The 22,198-nt window shown below is 72.5% G+C and carries 25 protein-coding genes; 15 read left to right on the top strand and 10 right to left on the bottom strand.

What is annotated here, in order from left to right; all coding sequences use genetic code 11:
- Nucleotides 1-170 precede the first annotated feature (170 nt).
- Complete coding sequence (locus tag AB0M52_RS02705; protein ID WP_363947941.1) at nt 171-1,142, bottom strand: NlpC/P60 family protein; 972 nt, start codon at nt 1,140-1,142, stop codon at nt 171-173.
- A gap of 457 nt (nt 1,143-1,599) precedes the next feature.
- On the opposite strand from AB0M52_RS02705, the gene AB0M52_RS02700 reads away from it, so the two are divergent.
- Nucleotides 1,600-2,130, top strand: a complete 531-nt coding sequence (locus AB0M52_RS02700) for a DUF6232 family protein (protein ID WP_363947938.1) — start codon at nt 1,600-1,602, stop codon at nt 2,128-2,130.
- Between the two features lie 20 nt (nt 2,131-2,150).
- Here AB0M52_RS02700 and AB0M52_RS02695 read toward each other — a convergent pair whose 3' ends face one another.
- Both AB0M52_RS02695 and AB0M52_RS02690 read right to left on the bottom strand, forming a co-directional pair.
- Entirely contained in the window at nt 2,151-2,486 is a 336-nt protein-coding gene (locus tag AB0M52_RS02695; protein WP_111215598.1) for a DUF3817 domain-containing protein, read from the bottom strand.
- Nucleotides 2,487-2,512: 26 nt separating this feature from the next.
- Nucleotides 2,513-2,962, bottom strand: coding sequence for a hypothetical protein (locus AB0M52_RS02690; RefSeq protein WP_363947935.1), 450 nt, complete (start codon nt 2,960-2,962; stop codon nt 2,513-2,515).
- Nucleotides 2,963-3,086: 124 nt separating this feature from the next.
- Here AB0M52_RS02690 and AB0M52_RS02685 point away from each other — a divergent pair, with 124 nt between their 5' ends.
- Genes AB0M52_RS02685 through AB0M52_RS02675 form a run of 3 tightly spaced genes read left to right on the top strand, consistent with a single transcriptional unit; the run spans nt 3,087 to nt 4,320 of the window.
- A complete protein-coding gene (locus tag AB0M52_RS02685; RefSeq protein ID WP_363947932.1) occupies nt 3,087-3,410 on the top strand; it encodes a DUF6158 family protein in 324 nt (107 codons plus the stop codon).
- Entirely contained in the window at nt 3,410-3,733 is a 324-nt protein-coding gene (locus tag AB0M52_RS02680; RefSeq protein ID WP_363947930.1) for a hypothetical protein, read from the top strand. Before AB0M52_RS02685 ends, AB0M52_RS02680 begins: the two co-directional genes overlap by 1 nt.
- Before the next feature lie 59 nt (nt 3,734-3,792).
- Nucleotides 3,793-4,320 (top strand): DUF1360 domain-containing protein, encoded by a 528-nt coding sequence (locus AB0M52_RS02675; RefSeq protein ID WP_363947928.1) that lies wholly within the window; start codon nt 3,793-3,795, stop codon nt 4,318-4,320.
- A gap of 25 nt (nt 4,321-4,345) precedes the next feature.
- On the opposite strand, the gene AB0M52_RS02670 is transcribed toward AB0M52_RS02675, so the two are convergent.
- The 3 genes from AB0M52_RS02670 to AB0M52_RS02660 form a co-directional block, all read right to left on the bottom strand.
- Entirely contained in the window at nt 4,346-4,543 is a 198-nt protein-coding gene (locus AB0M52_RS02670; RefSeq protein WP_363947925.1) for a hypothetical protein, read from the bottom strand.
- A 53-nt stretch (nt 4,544-4,596) separates the two neighbouring features.
- Complete coding sequence (locus AB0M52_RS02665; protein ID WP_363947948.1) at nt 4,597-4,806, bottom strand: hypothetical protein; 210 nt, start codon at nt 4,804-4,806, stop codon at nt 4,597-4,599.
- Between the two features lie 294 nt (nt 4,807-5,100).
- The gene (locus AB0M52_RS02660; protein ID WP_363947922.1) at nt 5,101-6,207 is read right to left on the bottom strand and encodes a 3-deoxy-7-phosphoheptulonate synthase; all 1,107 of its coding nucleotides are present in this window, start codon (nt 6,205-6,207) and stop codon (nt 5,101-5,103) included.
- A gap of 304 nt (nt 6,208-6,511) precedes the next feature.
- Here AB0M52_RS02660 and AB0M52_RS02655 point away from each other — a divergent pair, with 304 nt between their 5' ends.
- From AB0M52_RS02655 to AB0M52_RS02610, 10 genes are all read left to right on the top strand, one after another.
- Nucleotides 6,512-7,666: an alkaline phosphatase PhoX gene (locus AB0M52_RS02655; protein ID WP_363947920.1), complete on the top strand. Its 1,155-nt coding sequence runs from the start codon at nt 6,512-6,514 to the stop codon at nt 7,664-7,666.
- A gap of 97 nt (nt 7,667-7,763) precedes the next feature.
- Nucleotides 7,764-7,979: a hypothetical protein gene (locus AB0M52_RS02650; protein ID WP_363947917.1), complete on the top strand. Its 216-nt coding sequence runs from the start codon at nt 7,764-7,766 to the stop codon at nt 7,977-7,979.
- A gap of 113 nt (nt 7,980-8,092) precedes the next feature.
- A complete protein-coding gene (locus AB0M52_RS02645; protein WP_363947914.1) occupies nt 8,093-9,382 on the top strand; it encodes a pitrilysin family protein in 1,290 nt (429 codons plus the stop codon).
- Nucleotides 9,383-9,559: 177 nt separating this feature from the next.
- Complete coding sequence (locus AB0M52_RS02640; RefSeq protein ID WP_363947912.1) at nt 9,560-10,906, top strand: pitrilysin family protein; 1,347 nt, start codon at nt 9,560-9,562, stop codon at nt 10,904-10,906.
- A gap of 73 nt (nt 10,907-10,979) precedes the next feature.
- Nucleotides 10,980-12,002: an aspartate-semialdehyde dehydrogenase gene (locus tag AB0M52_RS02635; protein WP_363947909.1), complete on the top strand. Its 1,023-nt coding sequence runs from the start codon at nt 10,980-10,982 to the stop codon at nt 12,000-12,002.
- A 31-nt stretch (nt 12,003-12,033) separates the two neighbouring features.
- Nucleotides 12,034-12,471, top strand: coding sequence for a PPOX class F420-dependent oxidoreductase (locus AB0M52_RS02630; RefSeq protein WP_363947906.1), 438 nt, complete (start codon nt 12,034-12,036; stop codon nt 12,469-12,471).
- A 143-nt stretch (nt 12,472-12,614) separates the two neighbouring features.
- A complete protein-coding gene (locus AB0M52_RS02625) occupies nt 12,615-13,031 on the top strand; it encodes a CBS domain-containing protein (RefSeq protein ID WP_363947903.1) in 417 nt (138 codons plus the stop codon).
- Nucleotides 13,032-13,178: 147 nt separating this feature from the next.
- Nucleotides 13,179-13,547 (top strand): SCP2 sterol-binding domain-containing protein, encoded by a 369-nt coding sequence (locus AB0M52_RS02620; RefSeq protein WP_363947900.1) that lies wholly within the window; start codon nt 13,179-13,181, stop codon nt 13,545-13,547.
- On the top strand, nt 13,547-15,607 hold the full coding sequence (locus AB0M52_RS02615; RefSeq protein ID WP_363947899.1) for a glycogen debranching N-terminal domain-containing protein: 2,061 nt from the start codon (nt 13,547-13,549) through the stop codon (nt 15,605-15,607). The genes AB0M52_RS02620 and AB0M52_RS02615 overlap by 1 nt, the downstream gene beginning before the upstream one ends.
- Nucleotides 15,608-15,707: 100 nt before the next feature.
- On the top strand, nt 15,708-16,457 hold the full coding sequence (locus AB0M52_RS02610; RefSeq protein WP_363947896.1) for a lysophospholipid acyltransferase family protein: 750 nt from the start codon (nt 15,708-15,710) through the stop codon (nt 16,455-16,457).
- Nucleotides 16,458-16,512: 55 nt separating this feature from the next.
- Here the strand turns inward: AB0M52_RS02610 and AB0M52_RS02605 are convergent, their stop codons facing one another.
- From AB0M52_RS02605 to AB0M52_RS02590, 4 genes are all read right to left on the bottom strand, one after another.
- The gene (locus AB0M52_RS02605; protein WP_363947893.1) at nt 16,513-17,214 is read right to left on the bottom strand and encodes a hypothetical protein; all 702 of its coding nucleotides are present in this window, start codon (nt 17,212-17,214) and stop codon (nt 16,513-16,515) included.
- A 75-nt stretch (nt 17,215-17,289) separates the two neighbouring features.
- Nucleotides 17,290-18,003, bottom strand: a complete 714-nt coding sequence (locus AB0M52_RS02600) for a response regulator transcription factor (RefSeq protein WP_363947890.1) — start codon at nt 18,001-18,003, stop codon at nt 17,290-17,292.
- Nucleotides 17,976-19,178 carry a hypothetical protein gene (locus tag AB0M52_RS02595; RefSeq protein WP_363947887.1) on the bottom strand — a complete coding sequence of 401 codons (1,203 nt, stop codon included), beginning with the start codon at nt 19,176-19,178 and terminating at the stop codon, nt 17,976-17,978. Before AB0M52_RS02595 ends, AB0M52_RS02600 begins: the two co-directional genes overlap by 28 nt.
- Nucleotides 19,168-20,343 (bottom strand): ATP-binding protein, encoded by a 1,176-nt coding sequence (locus AB0M52_RS02590; protein ID WP_363947884.1) that lies wholly within the window; start codon nt 20,341-20,343, stop codon nt 19,168-19,170. Before AB0M52_RS02590 ends, AB0M52_RS02595 begins: the two co-directional genes overlap by 11 nt.
- A gap of 205 nt (nt 20,344-20,548) precedes the next feature.
- Between AB0M52_RS02590 and AB0M52_RS02585 the strand changes: the two genes are divergently transcribed.
- The gene (locus tag AB0M52_RS02585; RefSeq protein ID WP_363947882.1) at nt 20,549-22,042 is read left to right on the top strand and encodes a PQQ-dependent sugar dehydrogenase; all 1,494 of its coding nucleotides are present in this window, start codon (nt 20,549-20,551) and stop codon (nt 22,040-22,042) included.
- Nucleotides 22,043-22,198: the final 156 nt, after the last annotated feature.

Here is a 22,198-nt window from a genome sequence, read left to right as displayed (position 1 = left end):
GGCAGCTGGAGATCCAGGCGCTCGGCCGGCTCCGTGAGCTGGCCCGTGCGGAGGGTCTCCAGGCGGCCTGAGCTGGTAGTAATGACGAGGAACGGCCGGCGTCCGATAGGGGGAAGCCGGCCGTTCATCATCTCCGTGGCCCAGGCGTTGGAGCCTGGAGTTGGACCGGGTCAGCGGACCCGGCCGTAGCCGTACGGCGGCATCAGGTCCACGCTCCGCTTCTCCACGTTGCGGCCGAAGGTCGGTGCGTGGATGACCTGCCCGCCGCCGACGTAGATGGCCATGTGCCCGAGGTTGCGATAGAAGACGAGGTCGCCGGGGCGCAGCTCGCTGCGGCTGATGTGGGCCACCACGCCCCACTGCATCCGGGTGTTGTGCGGCAGTGACTTGCCCGCCGCCCGCCAGGCCGCCGAGGTCAGCCCGGAGCAGTCGTAGCCGTCCGGCCCGTCCTCGCCCCAGGCGTACGGCTTGCCCAGCGCGCCGTAGGCGTACCGCACGGCGATGCCCGCCTTGCCGGACACCGCGGGTGCGTCGTCGGCGCTGTTCGACCGGCTGGCGGGACGCTCGGTGGCCCGGCCGTACGCCTGCCGGCGCAGCTCGTACAGCTTGGCCAGGTCCCGCTCGATCCGCTTCTTCGCCGCGGTCAGTTCCCGGGATTGGGCCGCCTGCCGGCTGAGCGTGACGTCCAGCCGGGTCTTCTCGTCGAGCAGGCGCTGTTGGTCGGCGGTGTAGCTGGCGATGGTCGCCTGGCGTTGCCGGGTCAGGTGGTCCAGCGTGCCGAGCCGGTCGAGCACCGACGCCGAGTCGCCGCCGTGCAACAGCGCGTCGACCGCGCCGAGGTTGCCGGTCTTGTACGCGGTCACGGCCAGCTGGCCGACGTCCGCCCGGCTCTGCGCGGCCTGCTGCTCCAGTGGGCCGATCTGGTCCCGCAGCCGCCCCACGGCGGCCTGGTTCTTCTTGATCTTCTCGCGCAGCTCGTTGTGGGCCTCCACCACGTGCTCCAGCTCGGCGGAGGACTTCTCGATTCGCCGGGTCAGTTCGGCCGGGGAAGGTTCGGCCCGGGCCACCGTGGCCGGCGCGACCAGCGCCAGCGAGAAGGCGGCGATCGTCAGGGCGCGCAGCGCGTGCGTCAGGGACGACAAGAGCTTGAATGCTCCTCTCCCAGGGCCGGCGCGGGCTGCTGACGCTCCGCGACGGCATCGGCCCGGCGCCGTCCCGGTGGACGGCGGCCGACCGTGGCCGACCCGCCCAACCTAGTACGGGACAGGAGTGACCCGCAGAGAAAGCCGGGACCAATGATGGTGCTGGGGTCGGTCGGATTCCCCGTTTGGGGATTGCCCGGCAATCTGGGCACATGCCGGACTAGTCGCTCTCGGCACATGCCGCCGGTTGACTGAGCGCTATAACCGACAAGACCGACTTGGGAGTCTCTTTCCGGCGGCGCTGGTGCCGCGCCCGCCAGCCCGACCACCCGAAACGGCCGGTCGGGCTGGCGGGGGCGGCACACAATGAAGCGCACAGCCGGGAATCCCGTCCACCGGCATCGATGCGAGAGGCCGGCAGGCCGACCCGGCACCAACAGCCGTGGGAGGAGGGGCCGTGGAACGTGATGGCGCTACGACGAGACCGCCGCGGTCACCGCGCGGCGCCGCCGGCAACGAGTCGACGCTGCTCTACGCCCGACCCGGGATCGTCGTCACGGTCGACCGGTTCACCGTCGGCCGGACCAGCTGGCGGGTCGCCGAGCTGACCCACCTGAACACCACCCGGGGGCCGCACGACCGGGTGGCGACGCGGGCCGTCCTGGTTTCCGCCGTGGTGATCGTGGGCGTCGGCCTGCTGCTCGGTTTCACCGGGGGCCTGCAACGGCTCACCGCGGGGGCGTACCTCCTGCTCGGCGCCGTGTTCCTGGTGCCGGTGCTGCTCGCGGCGGCGGGGGACCGGTGGCGTCCGCCGGCGTACGAACTGTGGGGCCGCCGCGGTGGCGTGGACGAGCTGCTGTTCAGCAGCGACGACGAGCACCAGTTCGGCCAGGTGACCCGTGCGGTGCGCCGGGCCCGGGAGATGAACAGCTATGGCGGCTGGGAGGACCCGGTGGCCACCGTGGACCCATGGCGACCGCGACGATGAGCGGCTGGTGCCGTCAGGGCCTAGCCGGCGACCGGCTCCGGGGCCTGCTCCCGCTCCCGCTGCTCGGCGGTGACCAGGGAACTCACCCGACGCTCGGCCCAGAAGGAGACGAACGGCACGGTGCCGGCCAGCATCACCAGGATCATGCGCTTGAGCGGCCAGTTGGCCCGCCGGGACAGGTCGAACGCGGCGACCAGGTAGACCATGTAGAGGAAGCCGTGCGCCTGGCCCACGGTCTCCACCACGATCGGGTTGTCGAAGCCGTACTTGAGCGGCATGCCGATCACGACCAGCAGGATCAGCACCACGCCGACGACCCAGGCGATCACGCGGTAGCGGGTGAGGGCAGCGCGCACTTCTCGTCCGTCCTTCCGGGCCCGGCTCAGCCGGGGTAGTCGCCGGGCTTCGCGCCCGGGTTGGCGTTCAACCATGACAGGTAGCGGTTGTAGGCGACCAGGCCGGCATCCTCCGCGCCGTCGCTGACCGCGACGCGGGCGACCCGTACCGGACGGCGGAAGCCGGGCCGCTGCCCGTCCGCCCCGGCGGCTTCGGCCGGGCCGTCCGGCTCGCCGGTGGTCGCCGTTGCCGTTGCCGACTCGGCCTCGCCGGTGGTCGCCGGCGGCGCGCCGCGCAGCGTGTGGCGGACCTCGCGCCACCAGACGAAGACCACGAACCCCGCGAAGATCGGCCACTCCACGGCGTAGCCCCAGCTGATGGCGTTGCCAGCGGCGGCCCGGCTGACCTGCCACCAGCCCAGCCCGAGGAAGGACGTCACCAGCACGACCATGGCCACGTGGCGGGCGATCCACGCCGGGGTCCAGAGCCGCTTCATGCCACGAGGGTACCGGGACGCGCGGCGCTCTCCGACGCGGTGTCGTAGTGGCGGCGGTGGTTTGGTCGCATCCGGCGTGGGCATCCGTACAGACGCCAGCCCACGATGGACGAGGGGGCGCGAGATGACGGCATCGGGACGACAGGACGGATTTCCCGCCGGTGGCACGGAGGTGAGCCCCGAGCAGCGGATTCCCGAGTGGGGTGACGACCGGGTGGCCGCCCCGGCGTTCGACGCCGACCTGCCCGGCATCGACCCGGCCGAGCTGCCCGACGCGGAACTCATCCGGGAGATGCAGAGCCTGCACCGCACCCGGCTGGACACGCTACGGCACGCGACCGACTCGGCGCTGGCCAACCACCTGCGGCGGACCGCCGAACTGGAGACCGAGTACCTCGCCCGGCACCCCGGCCGGGAGGTCGACCCGAGTCGGCTGCGGGACCTGTGATGGCGTACGCGGAGCGCGGCGTGTCCGCACCGCCCGAGGTCGTCTTCAACACGGCGACCGATCCCCGCCGGGTCTCCGCGTGGCTGCCCGAGCCGCTGCTGTCCGGGGAGTCGACCCGGGCCGAGGACGCCGAGCAGATGCGGGCCCGCTGGGCGGCGCGGCGTACCGACTGGTCGGCCGAACTGCGGGTGGAGCCGGTCGACGCCGGCGGCGCCCGAATCCGGCTGGACCTGGCCGGTGGCGGTCAGGAGACCGACCGGCTTGCCGACGAGGCCCTGGTCAACCTGGCCCGCGAGGTGGCCGACAACCTGCAGGCCGGCTGACCCGACGGAGCCTGCCCCGGGACGGGGCGACGGATCGTGGCTTGACCGAAGGAGGCCGGGTGAGCGAGCTGAAGCAGAAGGTGGCGCGGCTGCGCCAGGCGTACGCCCCGCACGAGCACCGGCCGCTCGGCGGCTACCTGGCCGCGATGGGCACCTACGCCGGTGTGGCCGGCGCGATCGCGGGTCTGGTCCGGATGACCGGGCGCACCGTGCCGGAGCGACCCGCCACGTCCGACGTGGTGCTGCTCGCCATCGCCACCCACAAACTCAGCCGGCTGCTGTCCAAGGACGCTGTGACCAGCCCGCTGCGGGCTCCCTTCACCCGGTACGACCGGCCGATCGGCAGCGGCGAGGTGATGGAGCAGGTACGCGACTCGGGCAGCCAGGCTCGGCACGCCATCGGCGAGCTGCTCAGCTGCCCGTTCTGCCTGGCGGTCTGGGTGGCCACCGGGTTCACCGGCGCACTGGTGCTCGCCCCGCGGCTCACCCGCCTGGTCGCCACCGCGTTGACCGCGGTGGCCGCGTCGGACTTCCTCCAGATGGCGTACGCGATGGCCCAGCAGGGCGCGGAGGGCCACGGGGACTGACGGGCGCGAACGCTGCATGCGGCGGTCAACGCTGCATGCCGGACCAACCACGCGGCGACTCCGGCTCGCGTTCGTCCTCGTCCGCGCCGGTGATGATGTCCCGGTCCACGGCGGTGCGGTCGTGCTCGTCGGCGAAGTCCGGTTCGGGCAGGGTGTCCATGCCCTCCGGCGGCTCGGCGAGTGCGGGCATCCGCTCGTGCTGGTGTTCCTCGGGCTGTGACATCGCGGTCCTCTCCTCGTCGCCGGTGCCGGCCGGGCCGGCCGCGGTTCGGCGGGTCAGCCCACCGAACCGCCCAGCAGGTCGGTCACCTCGTCAACCGCGTACTCGCCCTGCGGCAGCGCGTTGAGCCGGGAGAGCAACTGGGCCGGCAACTCGGCGGCGACCGCACGGCGGTAGATGTCCACCTGGCTGATCCGCTCCTGACCGTGGTAGAGGTCGTCGAGCAGTTCGTCGAGCGGCCGGGTGTCCACCTCCTCGGTCACCACCTCGTCCGGTACGGCGGCGGCCGTACCGGGCAGCTCGGTGGTCGGCTCGTCGATCGCGGCGGTGTCGACCACGGGCACGTCGGCCAGGATGGCGTCGGGCAACCGCGCCTCGGTCGTGGGCCCAGTGGGTGCGGTGGGTGCCGTGGGTGCCCCGGTCACGGGTACGTCGTCGGTCACGCCCTCAGCTACCCGCGACCGAATCGGTCAAACACCTCGCCCACCGGGCCCCTGACCCCGTCGATCATGCGTTCTCGGCCGTCAATTTCATGATCGACGGGGTGGGTTGGGGTGTAGTCAGGCTGGGGTCGCAAGGGGCTGGGGGTGGATGGCTCGGCGGGTGCGGACGGCGGCCGCCAGCTGGCTGAGGACCTCGTCGGTGGTGTCCCAGCCGATGCAGGCGTCGGTGATCGACTGGCCGTAGGTCAGCTCCCGGGTGGGGTCGAGGTCCTGCCGGCCGGGCACGAGGAAGCTCTCCAGCATGATGCCGACGATGCCCCGCTGGCCGGCGGCGATCTGCCCGGCCACGTCGGCGGCCACCGCGGGCTGGTTGCGGTGGTCCTTGCCGCTGTTGGCGTGGCTGGCGTCCACCACCAGCCGCTCCGGCAGCCCGGCGGCCCGCAGCAGGTCCAGCGCGCCGGCCACCGACTCCGCGTCGTAGTTCGGGCGACCGCCACCGCCGCGCAGCACCAGGTGGCCGTCCGCGTTGCCCCGGGTGTGCATGATCGCCGGGGTGCCGGAGACGTCGATCCCGGGGAAGACGTGCGGTACGCCGGCCGCCCGGATCGCGTCGACCGCCGTGGCGATGCTGCCGTCGGGGCGGTTCTTCATGCCGATCGGCATGGACAGGCCGGAGGCGAGCTGACGGTGCACCTGGCTCTCCACGGTGCGCGCCCCAATCGCCCCCCACGCCACCGTGTCCGCGATGTACTGCGGGGTGATCGGGTCGAGGAACTCGCAGCCCACCGGCAGGCCGAGGCGCAACACGTCGAGCAGCAGTGCCCGGGCCATCCGCAGGCCGCTGTTGACGTCGCCGGACCCGTCCAGCCCCGGGTCGTTGATCAAGCCCTTCCAACCCACCGTGGAGCGCGGCTTCTCGAAGTAGACCCGCATGACCACCAGCAGGTCCTCGGCGACCCGCTCGGCCGCCTCGCGCAGCCCGTGGGCGTAGTCCAGGGCCGCGGCCGGGTCGTGGACCGAACACGGCCCGACCACCACCAGCAGTCGGTCGTCGACCCGGTCGAGCACCTGCCCGACCGCGCGTCGGCCGGCCAGCACGGCCGAGGTGAGGCTGTCGTCCAGGGGCAGCTCGTGGTGCAGCAGCGCCGGGGTGGTCAGCGGCACGACACGGTCGATTCGCTGGTCGATGACCCGGTGGTCCTCCGGGGTCGTCACGGTGGGCATCCTTCCGCCGACCGCACCCGGGGCCGGTGCCCAGGTCGAGCCGGCTGCTCGTACGCGAAAGGGCAGGAACGAAAGCTCCTGCCCGGCCGGCTCGAAAACGGTGACGTCAGATCAAGGTGAGGTCACCGGCCTGCGAGCCGGCTGCCTAAACCATCGATACCACCGCGTCACGGCGGTAAGCGTACCCGACCTCGGGCCACTGCTCACCCCCGCGTCGGCAAAGTCTCGCTCGGCGTTCACCCCCGTCGATGGAACCGCCGGTAACTTCAGCGCCACCGAACGCCGTCAAAACCGGAGGTACCCGATGGATCGTCGTACCGTCCTGCGCGCCACCGTCGCCGGTGGTGCCGCCGCCTTCTCCGGCAGCCTCTGGGCCGGTGCCGCCGTGGCCGCCCCCGCCCAGCCCGGCCCCAGCCCGTACGGGCCGCTCGCCGCCGCCGACGCCAACGGCATCCAACTGCCCACCGGGTTCACCAGCCGGGTCGTCGCCCGGTCCCGCCAGGCGGTGGCCGGCACGTCGTACGCCTGGCACGACGCGCCCGACGGTGGCGCCTGCTTCGCCGCCGGCACGGGCTGGATCTACGTCTCGAATTCCGAGATCACCCCGGGCGGCGGTGCCTCGGCGGTCCGGTTCAACGCCGACGGCAGCATCGCCTCGGCGTACCGGATCCTCTCCGGCACCAACCAGAACTGTGCCGGCGGTGCCACCCCCTGGGCGACCTGGCTGTCCTGCGAGGAGGTCAGCCGCGGGTACGTCTACGAGACCTACCCGCAGGGCGGGACGACGGCGGTACGCCGGGCGGCGATGGGTCGGTTCAAGCACGAGGCCGCCGCCTGCGACCCGGACCGCCGGGTGATCTACCTGACCGAGGACGAGACCAATGGCTGCTTCTACCGGTTCCGGCCGACGAGCTGGGGCAACCTCTCCGCCGGCACGCTGGAGGTGCTGGTCGCTGGCACCGCCACCAGTGGGCCGGTGACCTGGGCGCGGGTGCCGGACCCGGCGGCGGCGAGCACGCTCACCCGCAACCAGGTCTCCGGAGCCAAGCGTTTCAACGGCGGTGAGGGCTGCTGGTACGCCGACGGCACCTGCTGGTTCACCACCAAGGGCGACAACCGGGTCTGGGCGTACGACGCGGTCAACCAGCGCATCGACCTGGCGTACGACGACTCGTTGGTGTCCGGCACCGCGCCGCTGACCGGGGTGGACAACATCACCGGCGCCCGCTCGGGTGACCTCTACGTGGCGGAGGACGGCGGCAACATGGAGATCTGTGTGATCACACCCGCCGAGGTGGTCGCGCCGTTCCTGCGGATCACCGGCCAGTCCGGTTCGGAGATCTGCGGGCCGGCCTTCTCGCCGGACGGCACCCGGTTCTACTTCTCCTCGCAGCGCGGCACCTCCGGGTCGTCCTCCGGCGGCATCACCTACGAGGTACGCGGCCCGTTCCGCTCCTGACCGCCCAAGTGTTAGGAAGGGGCCCTTTTAGTACGCGAGGCGTTAACAAGGGGCCCTTCCTTACATGCCTGCGAGGCCGTGGGGGTAAGGGAGCGGGATGAGTGACGGAAAGAGCGACCAGGAGCGGATCGAGTCGCGGGCGCACCTGCTGCCCGAGGAGGCGGCGGTCGGCAGCGCGGACCCCGAGGCCCAGGCCGACGCGATCCTGACCGAGTCGGACATCCGGGAGGCCGACCGCAACGCCGCGCCGGACACCGTCCTGGAACGGCGTGCCTCGGAGGAGACGGTGACCCCCATCGAGCCGCCGGACTGACCTCGGTGGCCGGGTGGCCGGGCCGGAGCCGGGCCGGGCCGGGGCGGGTGCGGCGAGATGCCCCGCCGCGTCCCGGCCCCGCCGCGCCCCGGAGATCGGATAGCGTCGGGGCCATGCCCGACAGCGGTTACCCCTGGCCCATCTCGACGACCCGACTGGACAACGGCCTGCGCGTGGTGGTCAGCGAGGACCGCACCGCACCGGCGGTGGCGGTCAACCTCTGGTACGACGTCGGTTCGCGGCACGAGCCGGCCGGACAGACCGGCTTCGCGCACCTCTTCGAGCACCTGATGTTCGAGGGCTCGGTGAACGTCGCGAAGACCGAGCACATGAAGCTGGTGCAGGGGTCGGGCGGATCGCTCAACGCCACCACCAACCCGGATCGGACGAACTACTTCGAGACGGTGCCGGCCGAGCACCTGGAGTTGGCGCTCTGGTTGGAGGCCGACCGGATGGGCGGCCTGGTGCCGGCGCTGACCCAGGAGACGCTGGACAACCAGCGGGACGTGGTCAAGAACGAGCGCCGGCAGCGCTACGAGAACGTGCCGTACGGCGACGCCTGGTTGCGGCTGCTGCCGCTGCTCTACCCGCCGGGCCACCCGTACCACCACGCCACCATCGGCTCGATGGCCGACCTGAACGCCGCCGACCTGGCCACCTTCCAGGCGTTTCACCAGACCTACTACGCGCCGAACAACGCGGTGCTGACCGTGGTCGGCGACGCCACCGCCGACGAGGTCGTGGCGCTGGCCGAGAAGTACTTCGGCGCCATTCCGCCCCGGCCGGACATCCCGTCCGCACCGGACGGCCGGATGGTGCCGGCCACCGGCGTACCGGCCGAGGAGACGGTGGTCACCGACGTGCCAGCGCCCCGGGTGTACCTGGCGCACCGGACGTACCCGTTCGGCAGCCCGGGCTACGACGTGGTGACCGTGCTGGCCACCGTGCTCGGCAGTGGCCGGGGCAGCCGGCTCTACCAGCGCCTCGCCGACGGGGAGCGGATCGCCCAGCCGGACCTGGTCGGGGCGTACGGGGTGGACCTGGCGCATGCCCCGGCGCCGCTGATCGCCACCGCCACCGCGCGTCCCGGGGTCGGCGGCGAACGGCTGGCCGCCGGGCTGGCCGAGGTGGTCGACGAGTTGGCCACCGTGCCGGTCACCGCCGCCGAACTGGACCGCGCGAAGGCGCTGCTGAGCACCGCCTGGTGGCGACAGATGTCCACGGTGGACGGCCGGGCGGACGCGCTGGGCCGGTACGCCACCCAGTTCGGCGACCCGGCCACCGTCGCCGAGCGGCTGCCGGCCTGGCTCGCGGTGACCGCCGACCAGATCGCCGAGGCGGCCGTCGAGGTGCTGGCCGCCGACCGGGTGACCCTGACCTACCTTCCAGAGGAGAAAGCCTAGTGAGCGCGAGGAGTGAGCGGCGCGGCCCGGAGGAGCGCCGTGGCCCGGCGCACGCGAGCCCCGCAGTCGCGAACGAAAGGATTGCTCAGTGAGCGCGAGGAGTGAGCGGCGCGGCCCGGCGGAGCGCCGTGACCTGGAGGGCGCGAGCCCCGCAGCCGCGAACGAAAGGATGGCTCAGTGACGCTCATCGCCGATCGCCCCGGTCCGGGTGCGGCCCGACCGTACCGCTTCCCGCAGGTGGTCCGCCGGGCCGTGGCGGGCGGTCAGGTCGTTGCCGCGCACCTGCCGGGGCAGAACCTCGCCGTCGCGCTGCTGCTGCTGGACGCGGGGGCCGGCCGGGAGCCGGTGGGCAAGGAGGGGCTCGGCGGGGTGCTGGCCAAGGCGCTGGAGGAGGGCACCACCCGGCGCGACGCCACCGCGTACGCGCTCGCCATCGAGGCGCTCGGCACCGAGCTGGTGACCGCGCTGGACTGGGACACCTTCCAGGCCAGCGTGCAGGTGCCGGTGGACCGGCTGGGCGCGGCCGTGGAACTGCTCGCCGAGGCGGTGCGTACGCCGAAGCTGGACCCGGACGACGTGCGGCGGGTCCGCGACGACGAGGCGACCGCGCTGCGGATGGACTGGGCCAACCCGGGTCCGCGCGCCGACGCGGTGCTGCGCGCCGACCTGTTCGGCGTCGACAACCGCTGGGGCCGCCCGATGTACGGCGACCCGGGGTCGGTGGCCGCCCTGGACGTGGAGGACGTCACCGTCTTCCATTCCGAGTGGTTCATCCGCCCGGGGACCCTGGTGGTCGCCGGTGACCTGGACCGGATCGACCTGGACGCGCTCGCCGCGGCGGCGTTCGCCGGCGCCGGCGGCGGGCCGGTGGACCGGGGCGCGCCGATCGAGGTGCCGCTGCACACCGGCCGCCGGATCATCCTGGTCGACCGGCCCGGCTCGGTGCAGTCCACGCTGCGGCTCGGGCATCCGGCGCCGCACCGGGCCCACCCGGACCACGTGCCGATCGCCCTCGCCGGCACGGTGCTCGGCGGGGCGTTCACCTCCCGGCTGAACCACCTCATCCGCGAGGTACGCGGCTACACGTACGGCATCCGGGGCGACTTCGCCTCGTCCCGCCGGTTCGGCCGGTTCGCGGTCAGCTCGGGGGTGCAGACCGCGGTCACCGCGCCCGCCCTGGTGGAGGCGGTCGGCGAGATCGCCCGTACCCAGGCCGGCGGGGTGACCGAGGACGAGCTGGCGGTGGCCCGGTCCTGGCGGGCGGGGCAGCTCTCGGTCGAGTTGCAGAGCCCTCGGGCGATCGCCGGCGCGCTGACCACGCTGGTGGTGCACGACCTGCCGGACGACTACCACGCCCGGCTGCGCGAGGCGCTGCTCGCCGCCGACGTGGCGCAGGTTTCGGCGGCCGCCACGACCCACCTGCACCCGGAGTCGATGACCCTGGTCATCGAGGGTGACGCCGCGCTGATCAGGGATGAACTCGTCGTGACGGAGCTGGGTGAGGTGATCGACGCCACGCCCTGATCCAGGCGATAACCGGCCCGGGCGGTGGGAAAGCGTTCCCGCCGCCACTGGCCGGCTGGGTAGCCTCGCGGGCATGAGGATCGGCATTGTGGGGGCCACCGGCCAGGTCGGTGGCGTGATGCGGCAGGTGCTGGCGGACCGCGAGTTCCCGGCGGAGCAGGTGCGGTTGTTCGCCTCGGCCCGGTCGGCCGGGCGTACGCTGCCGTGGCGCGGCGAGGAGATCACCGTCGAGGACGCGGCCACCGCCGACTACTCGGGGCTGGACATCGTGCTCTTCTCGGCCGGCAAGGGCACGGCCAAGGAGTTGGCGCCGCGGGTCGCCGCCGGCGGTGCGGTCGTCATCGACAACTCCTCGGCGTTTCGGATGGACCCGGAGGTGCCGCTGGTCGTCGCCGAGGTCAATCCGCACGCCGCCGCGCTGCGGCCGAAGGGCATCATCGCCAACCCGAACTGCACCACCATGGCCGCGATGCCGGTGCTGCGCCCGCTGCACGCCGAGGCGGAGCTGGTCAGCCTGGTCGTCGCGACGTACCAGGCGGTCTCCGGTGCCGGGCTGTCCGGCGTCGCCGAACTGGACGAGCAGGTCCGCAAGGTCGCCGAGACCGCGTCCGGCCTGACCTTCGACGGTGCCGCGGTGGACTTCCCCGCGCCCCGTTCGTTCGCCCGGCCGATCGCGTTCAACGTGCTCCCGCTCGCCGGGTCGATCGTCGACGACGGGTCGGCGGAGACCGACGAGGAGCAGAAGCTCCGCAACGAGACACGCAAGATCCTGGAGATCCCCGGCCTGAAGGTCTCCGGCACCTGCGTCCGGGTCCCGGTGTTCACCGGGCACTCGCTCCAGATCAACGCCCGGTTCGCCCGGCCGATCAGCCCGCAGCGGGCGCTGGAGCTGCTCTCCGACGCGCCCGGCGTGGCGCTGACCGACGTACCGACCCCGTTGCAGGCCGCCGGTCAGGACCCGACGTACGTCGGTCGGATCCGTGCCGACGAGACCGTCGAGCACGGGCTGGCGCTGTTCTGCTCCAACGACAACCTGCGCAAGGGTGCCGCGCTCAACGCGGTGCAGCTCGCCGAGCTGGTGGCCGCGGAGGGCTGAGCTCCGCCCGAACGCCGATCTGGAGGATGCCGTGACCGACGATGCGACCCAGCGGGCGCTGGGCGACCTCATCGCGAGCCGGTCGTTGGGGGTGCTGGCGACCATCAAGCGGGACGGGCGACCGCAGCTGTCCAACGTGGTCTATGCCTTCGACCGGGAGCACGGGCTGATCCGGGTGTCGGTGACCGACACCCGGGCGAAAACCGCCAACCTGCGCCGCGATCCGCGCGCCAGCTTCCACGTCGCCAGCGACGACGGCTGGGCGTACGCGGTGGCGGAGGCGCGGGCCGAGCTGACCCCGGTCGCGGTGGAGCCGGGCGACGCGACGGTCGAGGAACTCGTGGGGCTCTACCGGTCGGTGCGCGGGGAGCACCCGGACTGGGACGACTACCGCCGCGCCATGGTCGCCGAGCGGCGGCTCGTGCTGCGGTTGCACGTCGAACGTCTCTACGGCGCCCCGCCCCGCTGACTCTCCTGCCGTTGAGCGGTCCTGCCCTGCCGCCCACCGCGCCGCGTCGGTCCGCATGAACCCGGGCCGGCGCGGCGCGGCGGGCGTTACTGGTCGCGGCCGTCGGGTAGACCGTGGTTGCCCTACACCGAGAGGGAGGCACCATGACAACGGTCGGAGAGTTCATGACGACCAGGTTGGTGACCATGGACGGCAACGACACGCTCGTCGCGGCGGCCCAGGAGATGCGTGACTCCGCGATCGGGGACGTGGTGGTGACCGACGGCGACAACGTGGTCGGAATCATCACGGACCGTGATATTGCGGTTCGGGGTGTTGCGGAGAACATGAACCCGAGCACCACCCGGCTCAACCAGATCACCACCAAGGACGTGGTCACGGTGAGTCAGTACGACGACGCCGTGGCCGCCGCCGACCTGATGCGGACGTACGCCGTACGGCGGTTGCCGGTGATCGAGGACGGCCGGCTGATCGGCCTCGTGTCAATGGGCGACCTGGCCGTGGAGCGGGAGCCGCAGTCGGTGCTCGCCGACATCAGCGCCGACGACCCCAACAACTGACCCTCCCGCCGATCGACGCCGGTTCCTCCCGAGGAGCCGGCGTCGACGCGTACCGCCGCCGGGTCAACCTCACCCGATCCGGGCGAGATTGACCCCGCACCGGGCGGGGACCCGCCTGAGGACACGAGCGACCGGGAGGAGCGCCCGATGGCGGATGCGACCACACGGTTCTTCAAGGAACTCGACCGCCGGGGGTACGACCCCCTGCTGGCGAAGTCCTCCGGAACCCTGCGTATCGACCTGCACGAGGGGCCGCAGACCAGGCACTGGCTGGTCCGGATCGACCGGGGGGAAATCCGGGTCAGCCAGGAGGACATGGAGGCGGACGCGGTAATCGGCGCGACCCCGGCCATGTTCGAGGGACTGGCCGCCGGCCGGGAGAACGGGCTGGCGGCGCTGTTGCGCGGGGACATGACGTTGACCGGTGACGCCCGCCTGGTGGTGCAGATGGAACGGATCTTTCCGGGGCCGCCGCACGCCCAGGGACCGCGTCGCTATCGGAAGGGGGTGCGCTGATGGCGCCGAGCCACACCGTTCGGATCCTGGACGGCAACACATTCGTCGTCTCGGAGGCGACCGGAGACATCGAGGCGACGCCGACGGAGCCGACCGGGTTGTTCTCCATCGACACCCGTTTCCTGTCGAAATGGATCCTGACGGTCAACGGTGAGCGGCTCAATGTGCTCTCCTACGACGACCTCCAGTACTACGAATCGCGCTTCTTCCTGGTGCCCGGCCTGGCCACGCACTACGTCGACGCGAAGCTGTCGATCATCCGGGAGCGGGCCGTCGGCGCGAGCTTCCGGGAGACCATCACCATCCTCAACCACGACGAGAAGGCGGTCGACCTGGAGATCAGGATGGACGCCGACTGCGACTTCGCCGACCTGTTCGAGGTCAAGGACGAGATCCTGAACAAGAAGGGCGAAATCTACTCCGAGGTGGAGCCGGACAAACTGCGCCTCGGCTACCGGCGCGGGAACTTCAAGCGGGAAACGATCATTGCCTCCTCGACGCCGGCGCGGTACGACCGCAGCGGTTTCGCCTACACCGTGCACCTGGAGCCGAACGAACAGTGGGACACCGCCATCGACGTACAGACGGTGGCGCTCGGCCCGGGCGGAAAGGACCTGCGGATCGGGCTGAGCATCCACGGCCACGAGCGGCTCGCCCTGCAGCAGGACCTGGAGGAGTGGATCGCCAAGGCACCGAAGGTGAACAGCGAACACGGGCAGCTCTCCGCGACGTACCAGCGATGCGTGATCGACCTGGCCGCGTTGCGCTTCGCACCGCTGTCGCTCGGCGGCCAGACGCTCCCCGCCGCCGGTCTGCCCTGGTTCATGACCATGTTTGGCCGGGACAGCATCCTGACCTGCCTGCAGACGCTGCCGTTCACGCCGGACCTGAGCGCCACCACGCTGCGGATCCTGGCCGCCCTGCAGGGCGCCCGGTTCGACGACTTCCGGGAGGAGGACCCGGGCCGGATCCTGCACGAGATGCGCTACGGCGAGAGCGCCGCGTTCGAGGAGCAGCCGCACTCGCCGTACTACGGATCGGTGGACGCCACGCCGTTGTTTGTGGTGCTGCTCGACGAGTACGAGAAGTGGAGTGGCGACGTCGCGCTGGTCAAGGAGCTGGAGCAGGAGTGCCGAAGGGCGTTGCGGTGGATCGACGAGCACGCCGACCTGGTCGGCAACGGCTACATCTGGTACGAGCGACGCAACACCGACAAGGGCCTGGAGAACCAGTGCTGGAAGGACTCCTGGGACTCCATTTCGTACGCCGACGGCACGCTGCCGCCGTTCCCACGGGCCACCTGCGAGGTGCAGGGGTACGCGTACGACGCGAAGATGCGCGCGGCGCGGCTGGCCCGCGAGTTCTGGGCCGACCCGGCGTACGCCGAGCAGTTGGAGCGGGAGGCCGCGGAGCTGAAGGAGCGGTTCAACCGGGACTGGTGGGTCGCCGACGGCGGCTACTACGCGCTCGGGCTGGATCCCGACGGGCGGCAGTGCGACGTGCTCAGTTCCAACATCGGCCACCTGCTATGGAGCGGGATCGTGCACGAGGACCGGGCCGCGCAGATCGCGCAGCACCTGGTGGGGCCGCGGCTCTTCTCCGGTTGGGGGGTGCGGACGCTGGCCGAGGGGGAGGTTCGCTACAACCCGATCGGCTACCACAACGGCACGGTCTGGCCCTTCGACACCTCCTTCTGCGCCTGGGGCCTGCGCCGGTACGGCTTCTCCGAGGAGGCGGCGACCATCGCCAACGGGATCCTCGACGCCGCCCGGTATTTCGACGGCCGGTTGCCGGAGGCGTTCGGCGGTTACCCGCGCGAGCAGACGAAGTTCCCGGTGGAGTACCCGACGGCGTGCAGCCCGCAGGCGTGGTCGACCGGTGCGCCGCTGTTGCTGCTGCGGACGATGCTCGGCCTGGAACCGCACGAGGGGCACCTGGCGGTCGAGCCTCGGCTGCCGGTGGGCATGGGGCGGATCGAGGTGCTGGACATCCCGGGCCGCTGGGGCCGGGTCGACGCCTTCGCCCGTGGTCGCCTCGACCTGCACCAGCTCGCCAAATGAGGGCGCGCGACCGGGCTCTCCCCGCGGGGGAGAGCCCGGTCGCGCGCTGGCGTTCGTCCCGTCCTACCGACGCGTAACCTACTCAGGGTAAAGTTGCCGGATGCCGGAACTCGTGTACCCGCCCGTGATCGCTGCCGCCAAGACGATGTTCCGGGTGCTCGACCTGAAGATCACCGTCGACGGCGACCATCACGTGCCGCGTACCGGCGGGGCGGTGCTGGCCAGCAACCATGTCAGCTACCTGGACTTCATCTTCTGCGGGCTGGGTGCGCTGGAGTCGAAGCGGCTCGTCCGGTTCATGGCGAAGGATTCGGTGTTCCGGCACCGGGTGTCGGGGCCGCTGATGCGGGGGATGCGGCACATCCCGGTGGACCGGCGCGCGGGTGCCGAGTCGTACGCCGCCGCGGTGGGGGCGTTGCGGGACGGCGAGGTGGTCGGCGTCTTCCCGGAGGCGACGATCAGTCGGTCCTTCACCGTCAAGGAACTCAAGAGTGGGGCCACCCGGATGGCCCGCGAGGCTGGCGTGCCGGTGCTGCCGGTCGCCCTGTGGGGCACCCAGCGGTTGTGGACCAAGGGCCGGCCACGCACGCTCACCCGGCGGCACACGCCGATCACCATCCTGGTCGGCGAGCCGATGGACCCGTCCGCGTACCCGGACGCCGGTGCGATGAGTGCCGACCTGCGGTCTCGACTGCACGCGCTGGTCGACCGGGCCCAGCGGGAGTACCCGGACCGGCCGTCCGGTCCGGAGGACCGGTGGTGGCTGCCGGCTCACCTCGACGGCACCGCACCGACCCTGGAGGAAGCCGCGGCGCTCGACGCGGCCGGCCGCCGTACCCCGACTGCCTGACCGCGCTGCGGGCCCGGCCCCGACGCCCATGCCCGGTGGCCTGTTCAGCGCCCGCTCAGCGTTGCCCCGATGCCGCGCCGTACGCCAACTGGCCGGCGTGCCGTGGCCGGTAGTAGTCGTCGCGTGAGTGGAACTCGACGGGCAGCGACCCGGGCAGGATCACCCGCGTCTGGGTGGCGTGCGGCGCGACGAGGGCGAGGCGGGACAGCACGTCCCGCTCCGGCGGGGACAGGTCCACCAGTTCGGGTCGGGTCAGGCGGAACGTGGCCACCGCGCGACGGACCCGCCGGGCCAACTCGTCGATCTGCTCGCCCGGCCCGACCAGGGCGAGCGCGGGCTGCTGGATGGTGCGCAGCGCGTCGCAGACCACCAGCAACCGCGCGGGACGGCCCGCCGCGGCCGGCAGCAGCTCCAGCCGGGACGGCCACTGCCAGCGGATCTGCCCGCTGACCAGCCCCGGCATCCGAGCCCCCCGGCGATGCCGGGCACCGATGAGGGCGAGCTGTGAACCCGTGCCGACGTAGGCCATCCGGCGGTCGGTGACGGTGAGCGTCACCGGAGCAGGCAGCGCCCACCGGTGCCAGGCCTCGGTCGGGCCGAGCAGGTAGCCCGCCACGTCCAGCCGGTGGCGACCGAGTACCCGCTCGCCGCTCTCCGGCACCAGTTCGTGCCGCCGGTCCAGGACCGGGCCGGTGTCGTCGTCCACCGCGTCGAAGCGATGCGGTGCGATGAAGAAGGGGGACGCGTCATCGTGCATCGTCACGGACCTCCGGTGCAGACGGCATCTGCGGACGAGCCTCGCCCAGCCCGACCCGGGCTGTCATGACACCCGTTAGGGGGTCGGCCAATCGGTCGACGCCTGCGACCGGTAGATACCGATTTCCTCCGGTCGGACGAGCCCGTCCTCGATCGCGCGGGCGAGTAGGGCCGCCTTCGTGGCCGCCGGCCGGCCCGCCCGGGTGTATTTGATCCGCGCCCGGTCGACGTACTGCTTGACCGTGTGCTCGCTGATCCGCATCCGGCGCGCCACCGACGCCTTCGACATCGACTGGAACCACAGCAGCAGCGCCTCGCGTTCCTGGTCCGACAGCACCGGCCGGCCCGGCCGCGAATCGCCGACGATCGCCCCGGCCAGCGCGGGCGCCACGTACGGGCGGTCGGCCGCCGCGTCCAGGACGGTCGCCACACAGTGTTCCCGCCCTTCGTGCTTGGCGAGAAAGGCCACCGCCCCGGCATCCAGGGCGGCGAGCATCGTCTGCGGGTCGGAGTGCTCGGAGTAGACCACCACCCGCCGGCCGGCGGCGCTCAGCTCGGCCAGCTTGTCCAGGACCACCCGGCCGTGCAACCGGAGGTCGAGCAGGACGACGTCGGCCTCGGGCGCGGCCCGCAGCACCTCGTCGGGATCGTCGCCGGTGGCCAGCACGATCAGCCGCGGCTCGGTGGCCAGCCAGGCGCGGACCCCGTCGATGACCACCGGGTGGTCGTCCACGATCGCCACGCCGACGGGCCGCCCCGGCGTCACCGCCGCCAGCGCGTCTGCGTCCATCTGATCTTCCCGTCCCGTTCGTCTAGGTGCTCGACCTGACCATCACCATCATCCGGCGGAGGACCGGTGGCTCCGGGACCCGCCCGGTCCGGGGTGACCAGACCGATCACCACCTCGTCCGGACCGGCGACGACGGTCAGCCGGGCCCAGTCCCGCGCGTCGGCGAGGGTGGCGGTGAGCGGATCGGCCAGGCTCCGGCGGACCCGCACCGGCAGCGGTGGCGGCGTACCGATGGTGACCAGGTCGATCGGCAGGCCGTTGCGTTCGGCCAGGTCGGCGGCGGCGCGCAGCTCGTGCAGCAGTGGATGGGGCACGTCGTCCGACTCGGCGATCAGCCGCCGCAGCCGGCCGGCGGCGCGTACGCAGCGTCGCTGCACCTCGGGGTCGGCCGGATCGGCGCGCCCCTGCGCCAACTCGGTCAGCACGTCCTCGGCGGCGCCGCTGACCAGGGCCAGCCGCTCGCGCCGGTCGAGTCGGGCCCGCTCGGCGGCCTCGCGGTCGGCCACCAGCGCGTTCGCGGTGGCGGCGGTGGCGGCCCGGCCGCGGGAGAGCACGGCGAGCGCCGTGGCCCCGGCGAAGACGGCCGCCGGCAGCGACGACGTGCCGTACAGGGCCATCGCGGAGCGGGTCAGGTCAGCGGCGCCGGTGGCGCCGTACAGTGCGACGGCCGTCAGCGCGGTGGCCGCGTGGGCGGCGAGCAGGGCGAGCAGCCAGCGCACCGGCCGGCCCCAGAGGATCACCACGAAGAACCAGGCGAGCGTGCCCCAGACCCAGTTGGCCGGACTGAACAGGTGCGGCCGGCCGACCGCGGCGAAGACCGCCACGTCGACCGCCAGCAGCAGCCCGGCCAGCGGCGGTGCCGGCAGCGGGGCGTCGCGCAGCAGCCGGATCCCGGCGTACACCCCGGCGGACGCCACCAGCAGCCAGCCGCCGAGCACCACCAGCGGCACCGCCAGCTCCGCCCGGGCGGCCAGCACCGCGGGCAGCCCGATCGCCAGGTGCCAGGCCAGCGCGATGGTCACCGCCACGATCCGGGCACCCCGGTCGGAGGTGCGGGCCACCGCGGCCGCCGCGCGGCCCGCGCCGACCTCGTCGGCCACTTCCGGCGTACGCGGCGCCGGTATCGTGCCCCACCGTGCCCGCCCGTTGCGGGTCGTGTCCGGTTCAGCCGACATCCGACCACTCCAGTCGGACCCGGGTTCCCTGACCGGGCGTTGATTCCACGTCGACCCGCCCGCCGACCGTCGCCATCCGGCCGCGTACCGACTCGCGCAGGCCGTACCGGTGCGCGGGGACCGTGGCCGGGTCGAAGCCGGGACCGTCGTCGATCACCTCGACCGCGATGGTGCCGGCGAGCCGCCGCAGCCGCAGCACCGTCGAGGCGCCGGGCGCGTGCCGGGACACGTTGGACAGCGCGGCGTGTGCGCTCTCCGCGATCGCCTCGGCGACCGGCGCCGGCACCGTGCACGGCGAGAGATCGGCGGTGACCGGCAGGCCGGGCAGCCGGGTGAGCACCTCGCGCAGGCGGTCGTCCACCCGGTCGGTGCCGCCCGGCACCGACCGGGCCTCGGCCAGGGCGGCGAGGGTACGCAGGTCGGCGGCGCACCGTTCGCGCAGCGCCGCGGACGGGCCGGCAACCGCGCCGAGCCCGACCATGGTGAGCGTGGCCAGCACGGTGTCGTGCAGGTCGCGGTTCTGCTGCCGTTCCGCCTCCCGGGCGGTACGGGCCACCAGTGCCTCCCGGGCGGCCCGCTGATCCGCCACGAAGGCGGCATCGGCCCGGGCCATGCGCCGGCGCATCACCGCGGTCAGCATCGCCGTGCAGGCGGTCTGCACCAGCAGCGTCGCCGCGTGTGCGCTCGCCTCGGCGGTGTCGCCGGCCGTGTACGCCCCCGTCGCGTAGGCGGCGGTGACCAGCAGACCGGCCGGAATCGACCAGCCCGCTGGCGCGGTCGCCTGTGCGTTGATCACGGTGACGCTGGCCAGCACCGCGATCCAACTTGCCTCGCCGGGCAGCACCTCCGGCGCGACCAGCACCGGCATCGCCAGGCAGGTGGCACTGGTCAAGGCTACGTCCCCGGCGATCAGTGCCGCGCCGACGCGGTGCCGCCAGGCGCGTAGCGCGTACCAGATCGACCACGCGGTCAGCGCCGCCACGGCCGGCAGCAGCAGTTCCAGGCGCACCGGCGGGGTACGCACGGCGAGCGCCACCACCGCGCCGGCCAGGCCGCAGGAGAGCCGCAACAGCGCCGGCAACCGGGTGAAGACGAATGCGAACGCGCCAGCGGCCGGAGGTTCCACCGTGTCCGGTGGCGTACTCGGGGCGGGCAGGGCCGGCATCGGGAGGGTGTCCTTTGCGACAAACGACCCGATCCGGGTCCGCGCTGCGGAGATCGACGCCGGAGAATAACATGCGGCGCCGGTCCTGGTGACCGTGGGTTGCGGGCGTGTCGTCGCTGCGTCAGCGGTCCGGGGCGTCCGGCGCGCTCGGACGGGTCGCGGCGGCGGTGATACATTGAAAACTATCAATATCTAAGGGGGTGCCATGAAGATCCGACTCGTGGTCGGAGCCGTACTCACCGCCGGGCTGGTCGCCGGCGCTGTCGGCGTCGGCGGCCTCGCCGGCGCGGTCCCGACCGCAGAACGCCCGCCCGGCACCGCCGGTGACGCAGCGCCCGGGCTGCTCGCCGTCGGCGACTTCGACCTCACCCGGCCGGAGACGGTCGCCACCGGGCTCCAGGTGCCGTGGGGGATGGACTTCCTGCCCGACGGCAGCGCCCTGGTGGCCCAACGCCCCACCGGTCAGGTGGTGCGGGTACGCCCGGGCCAGCAGCCCGAGCCGGTCGCCCAGATATCCGGTGTCACGGCGACCAGCGAAGGCGGCCTGCTCGGCCTCGCCGTCTCCCCGAGCTACCCGCAGGACGGCTGGATCTACGTCTACTTCACCACCGCGACCGACAACCGGATCGCCCGATTCCGGCTCGCAACGCCGCAGAACCAGGAGCCGATCCTCACCGGGCTGGCCCGGGCGGCGATCCACAACGGCGGCCGGATCGCCTTCGGTCCGGACGGGCTGCTCTACGTCGGGGTCGGTGACGCCGGACAGACCGCCACCGCACAGGACCCGCAGAGTCGCAACGGCAAGATCCTGCGGATCCGGCCGGACGGCTCCGTCCCACCGGGCAATCCGATCGCCGGCTCGCCGGTCTACAGTCTCGGCCACCGCCACGTGCAAGGTCTGGCCTGGGACGCCCAGGGCCGACTATCTGCCACCGAGTTCGGTCAGAACACCTGGGACGAGGTCAACCTGATCGTCGCGGGCGGCAACTACGGCTGGCCCACGGTCGAGGGGCGGGCGAACGATCCCCGATTCCGGGACCCCCTGATCACCTGGACCCCGGCCGAGGCGTCGCCCAGCGGTGCCACCATCGCCGGCAACCGGCTGTTCGTGGCCAGCCTGCGCGGCAACCGGCTGTGGAACGTGCCGCTGAACGGCTCCGGGGGTGTCGGCACCCCCACCGCCGAGCTGGTCGGCGCCTACGGGCGACTGCGCACGGTGGAGTACGGCCCCGACGGCTGGCTCTGGGTCACCACGAGCAACCGCGACGGCCGGGGCACCCCGGCGGCCAACGACGACCGCATCCTGCGCTTTCCGCCCCGGGACACGCCCACGCCCACCCCGACGCCGCCCACGCCCACCCCGACCCCGACCACGCCCGGACCGGCCGCCTGCACGGTCAACTGGACGGCAAACCAGTGGAACAACGGGTTCACCGCCGACGTACGCGTCACCAACCGCGGCCCCGCCCTCACCAGCTGGACCGTGACCTGGTCTTTCAGCGGCAACCAGCAGGTCACCAACGGGTGGAACGCGCAGGTCACCCAGTCCGGGCGGAACGTGACCGCGCGCAACGCCGCGTGGAACGGCAGCCTGCCGACCAACGGCACGGTGACCTTCGGCTTCCAGGCCACCTACTCCGGCACCAACGACCGCCCGACCGAGTTCCGCCTCAACGGCACCCCCTGCCAGACAAGCTGACCCGCCGGCGGTGCCACTTCGCCAATCATGGACAGTTACCGTTCGGTCCGAACGGTAACTGTCCATGATTGACCGAGCCTGACCGCAGCGACGCCAGGGCGACGACGCACCCGCGACCGGTAGGGGCGTCGGGTGGCGACGGGATCGGTGGACGGG

This window comes from Micromonospora sp. NPDC051296 (assembly GCF_040682255.1).
GTDB classification, from domain to species: Bacteria; Actinomycetota; Actinomycetes; order Mycobacteriales; family Micromonosporaceae; genus Micromonospora; species Micromonospora craterilacus.
The sequence above is the reverse complement of the archived record's forward strand: the minus strand, read 5'-3'. Positions and strand labels throughout refer to the sequence as shown.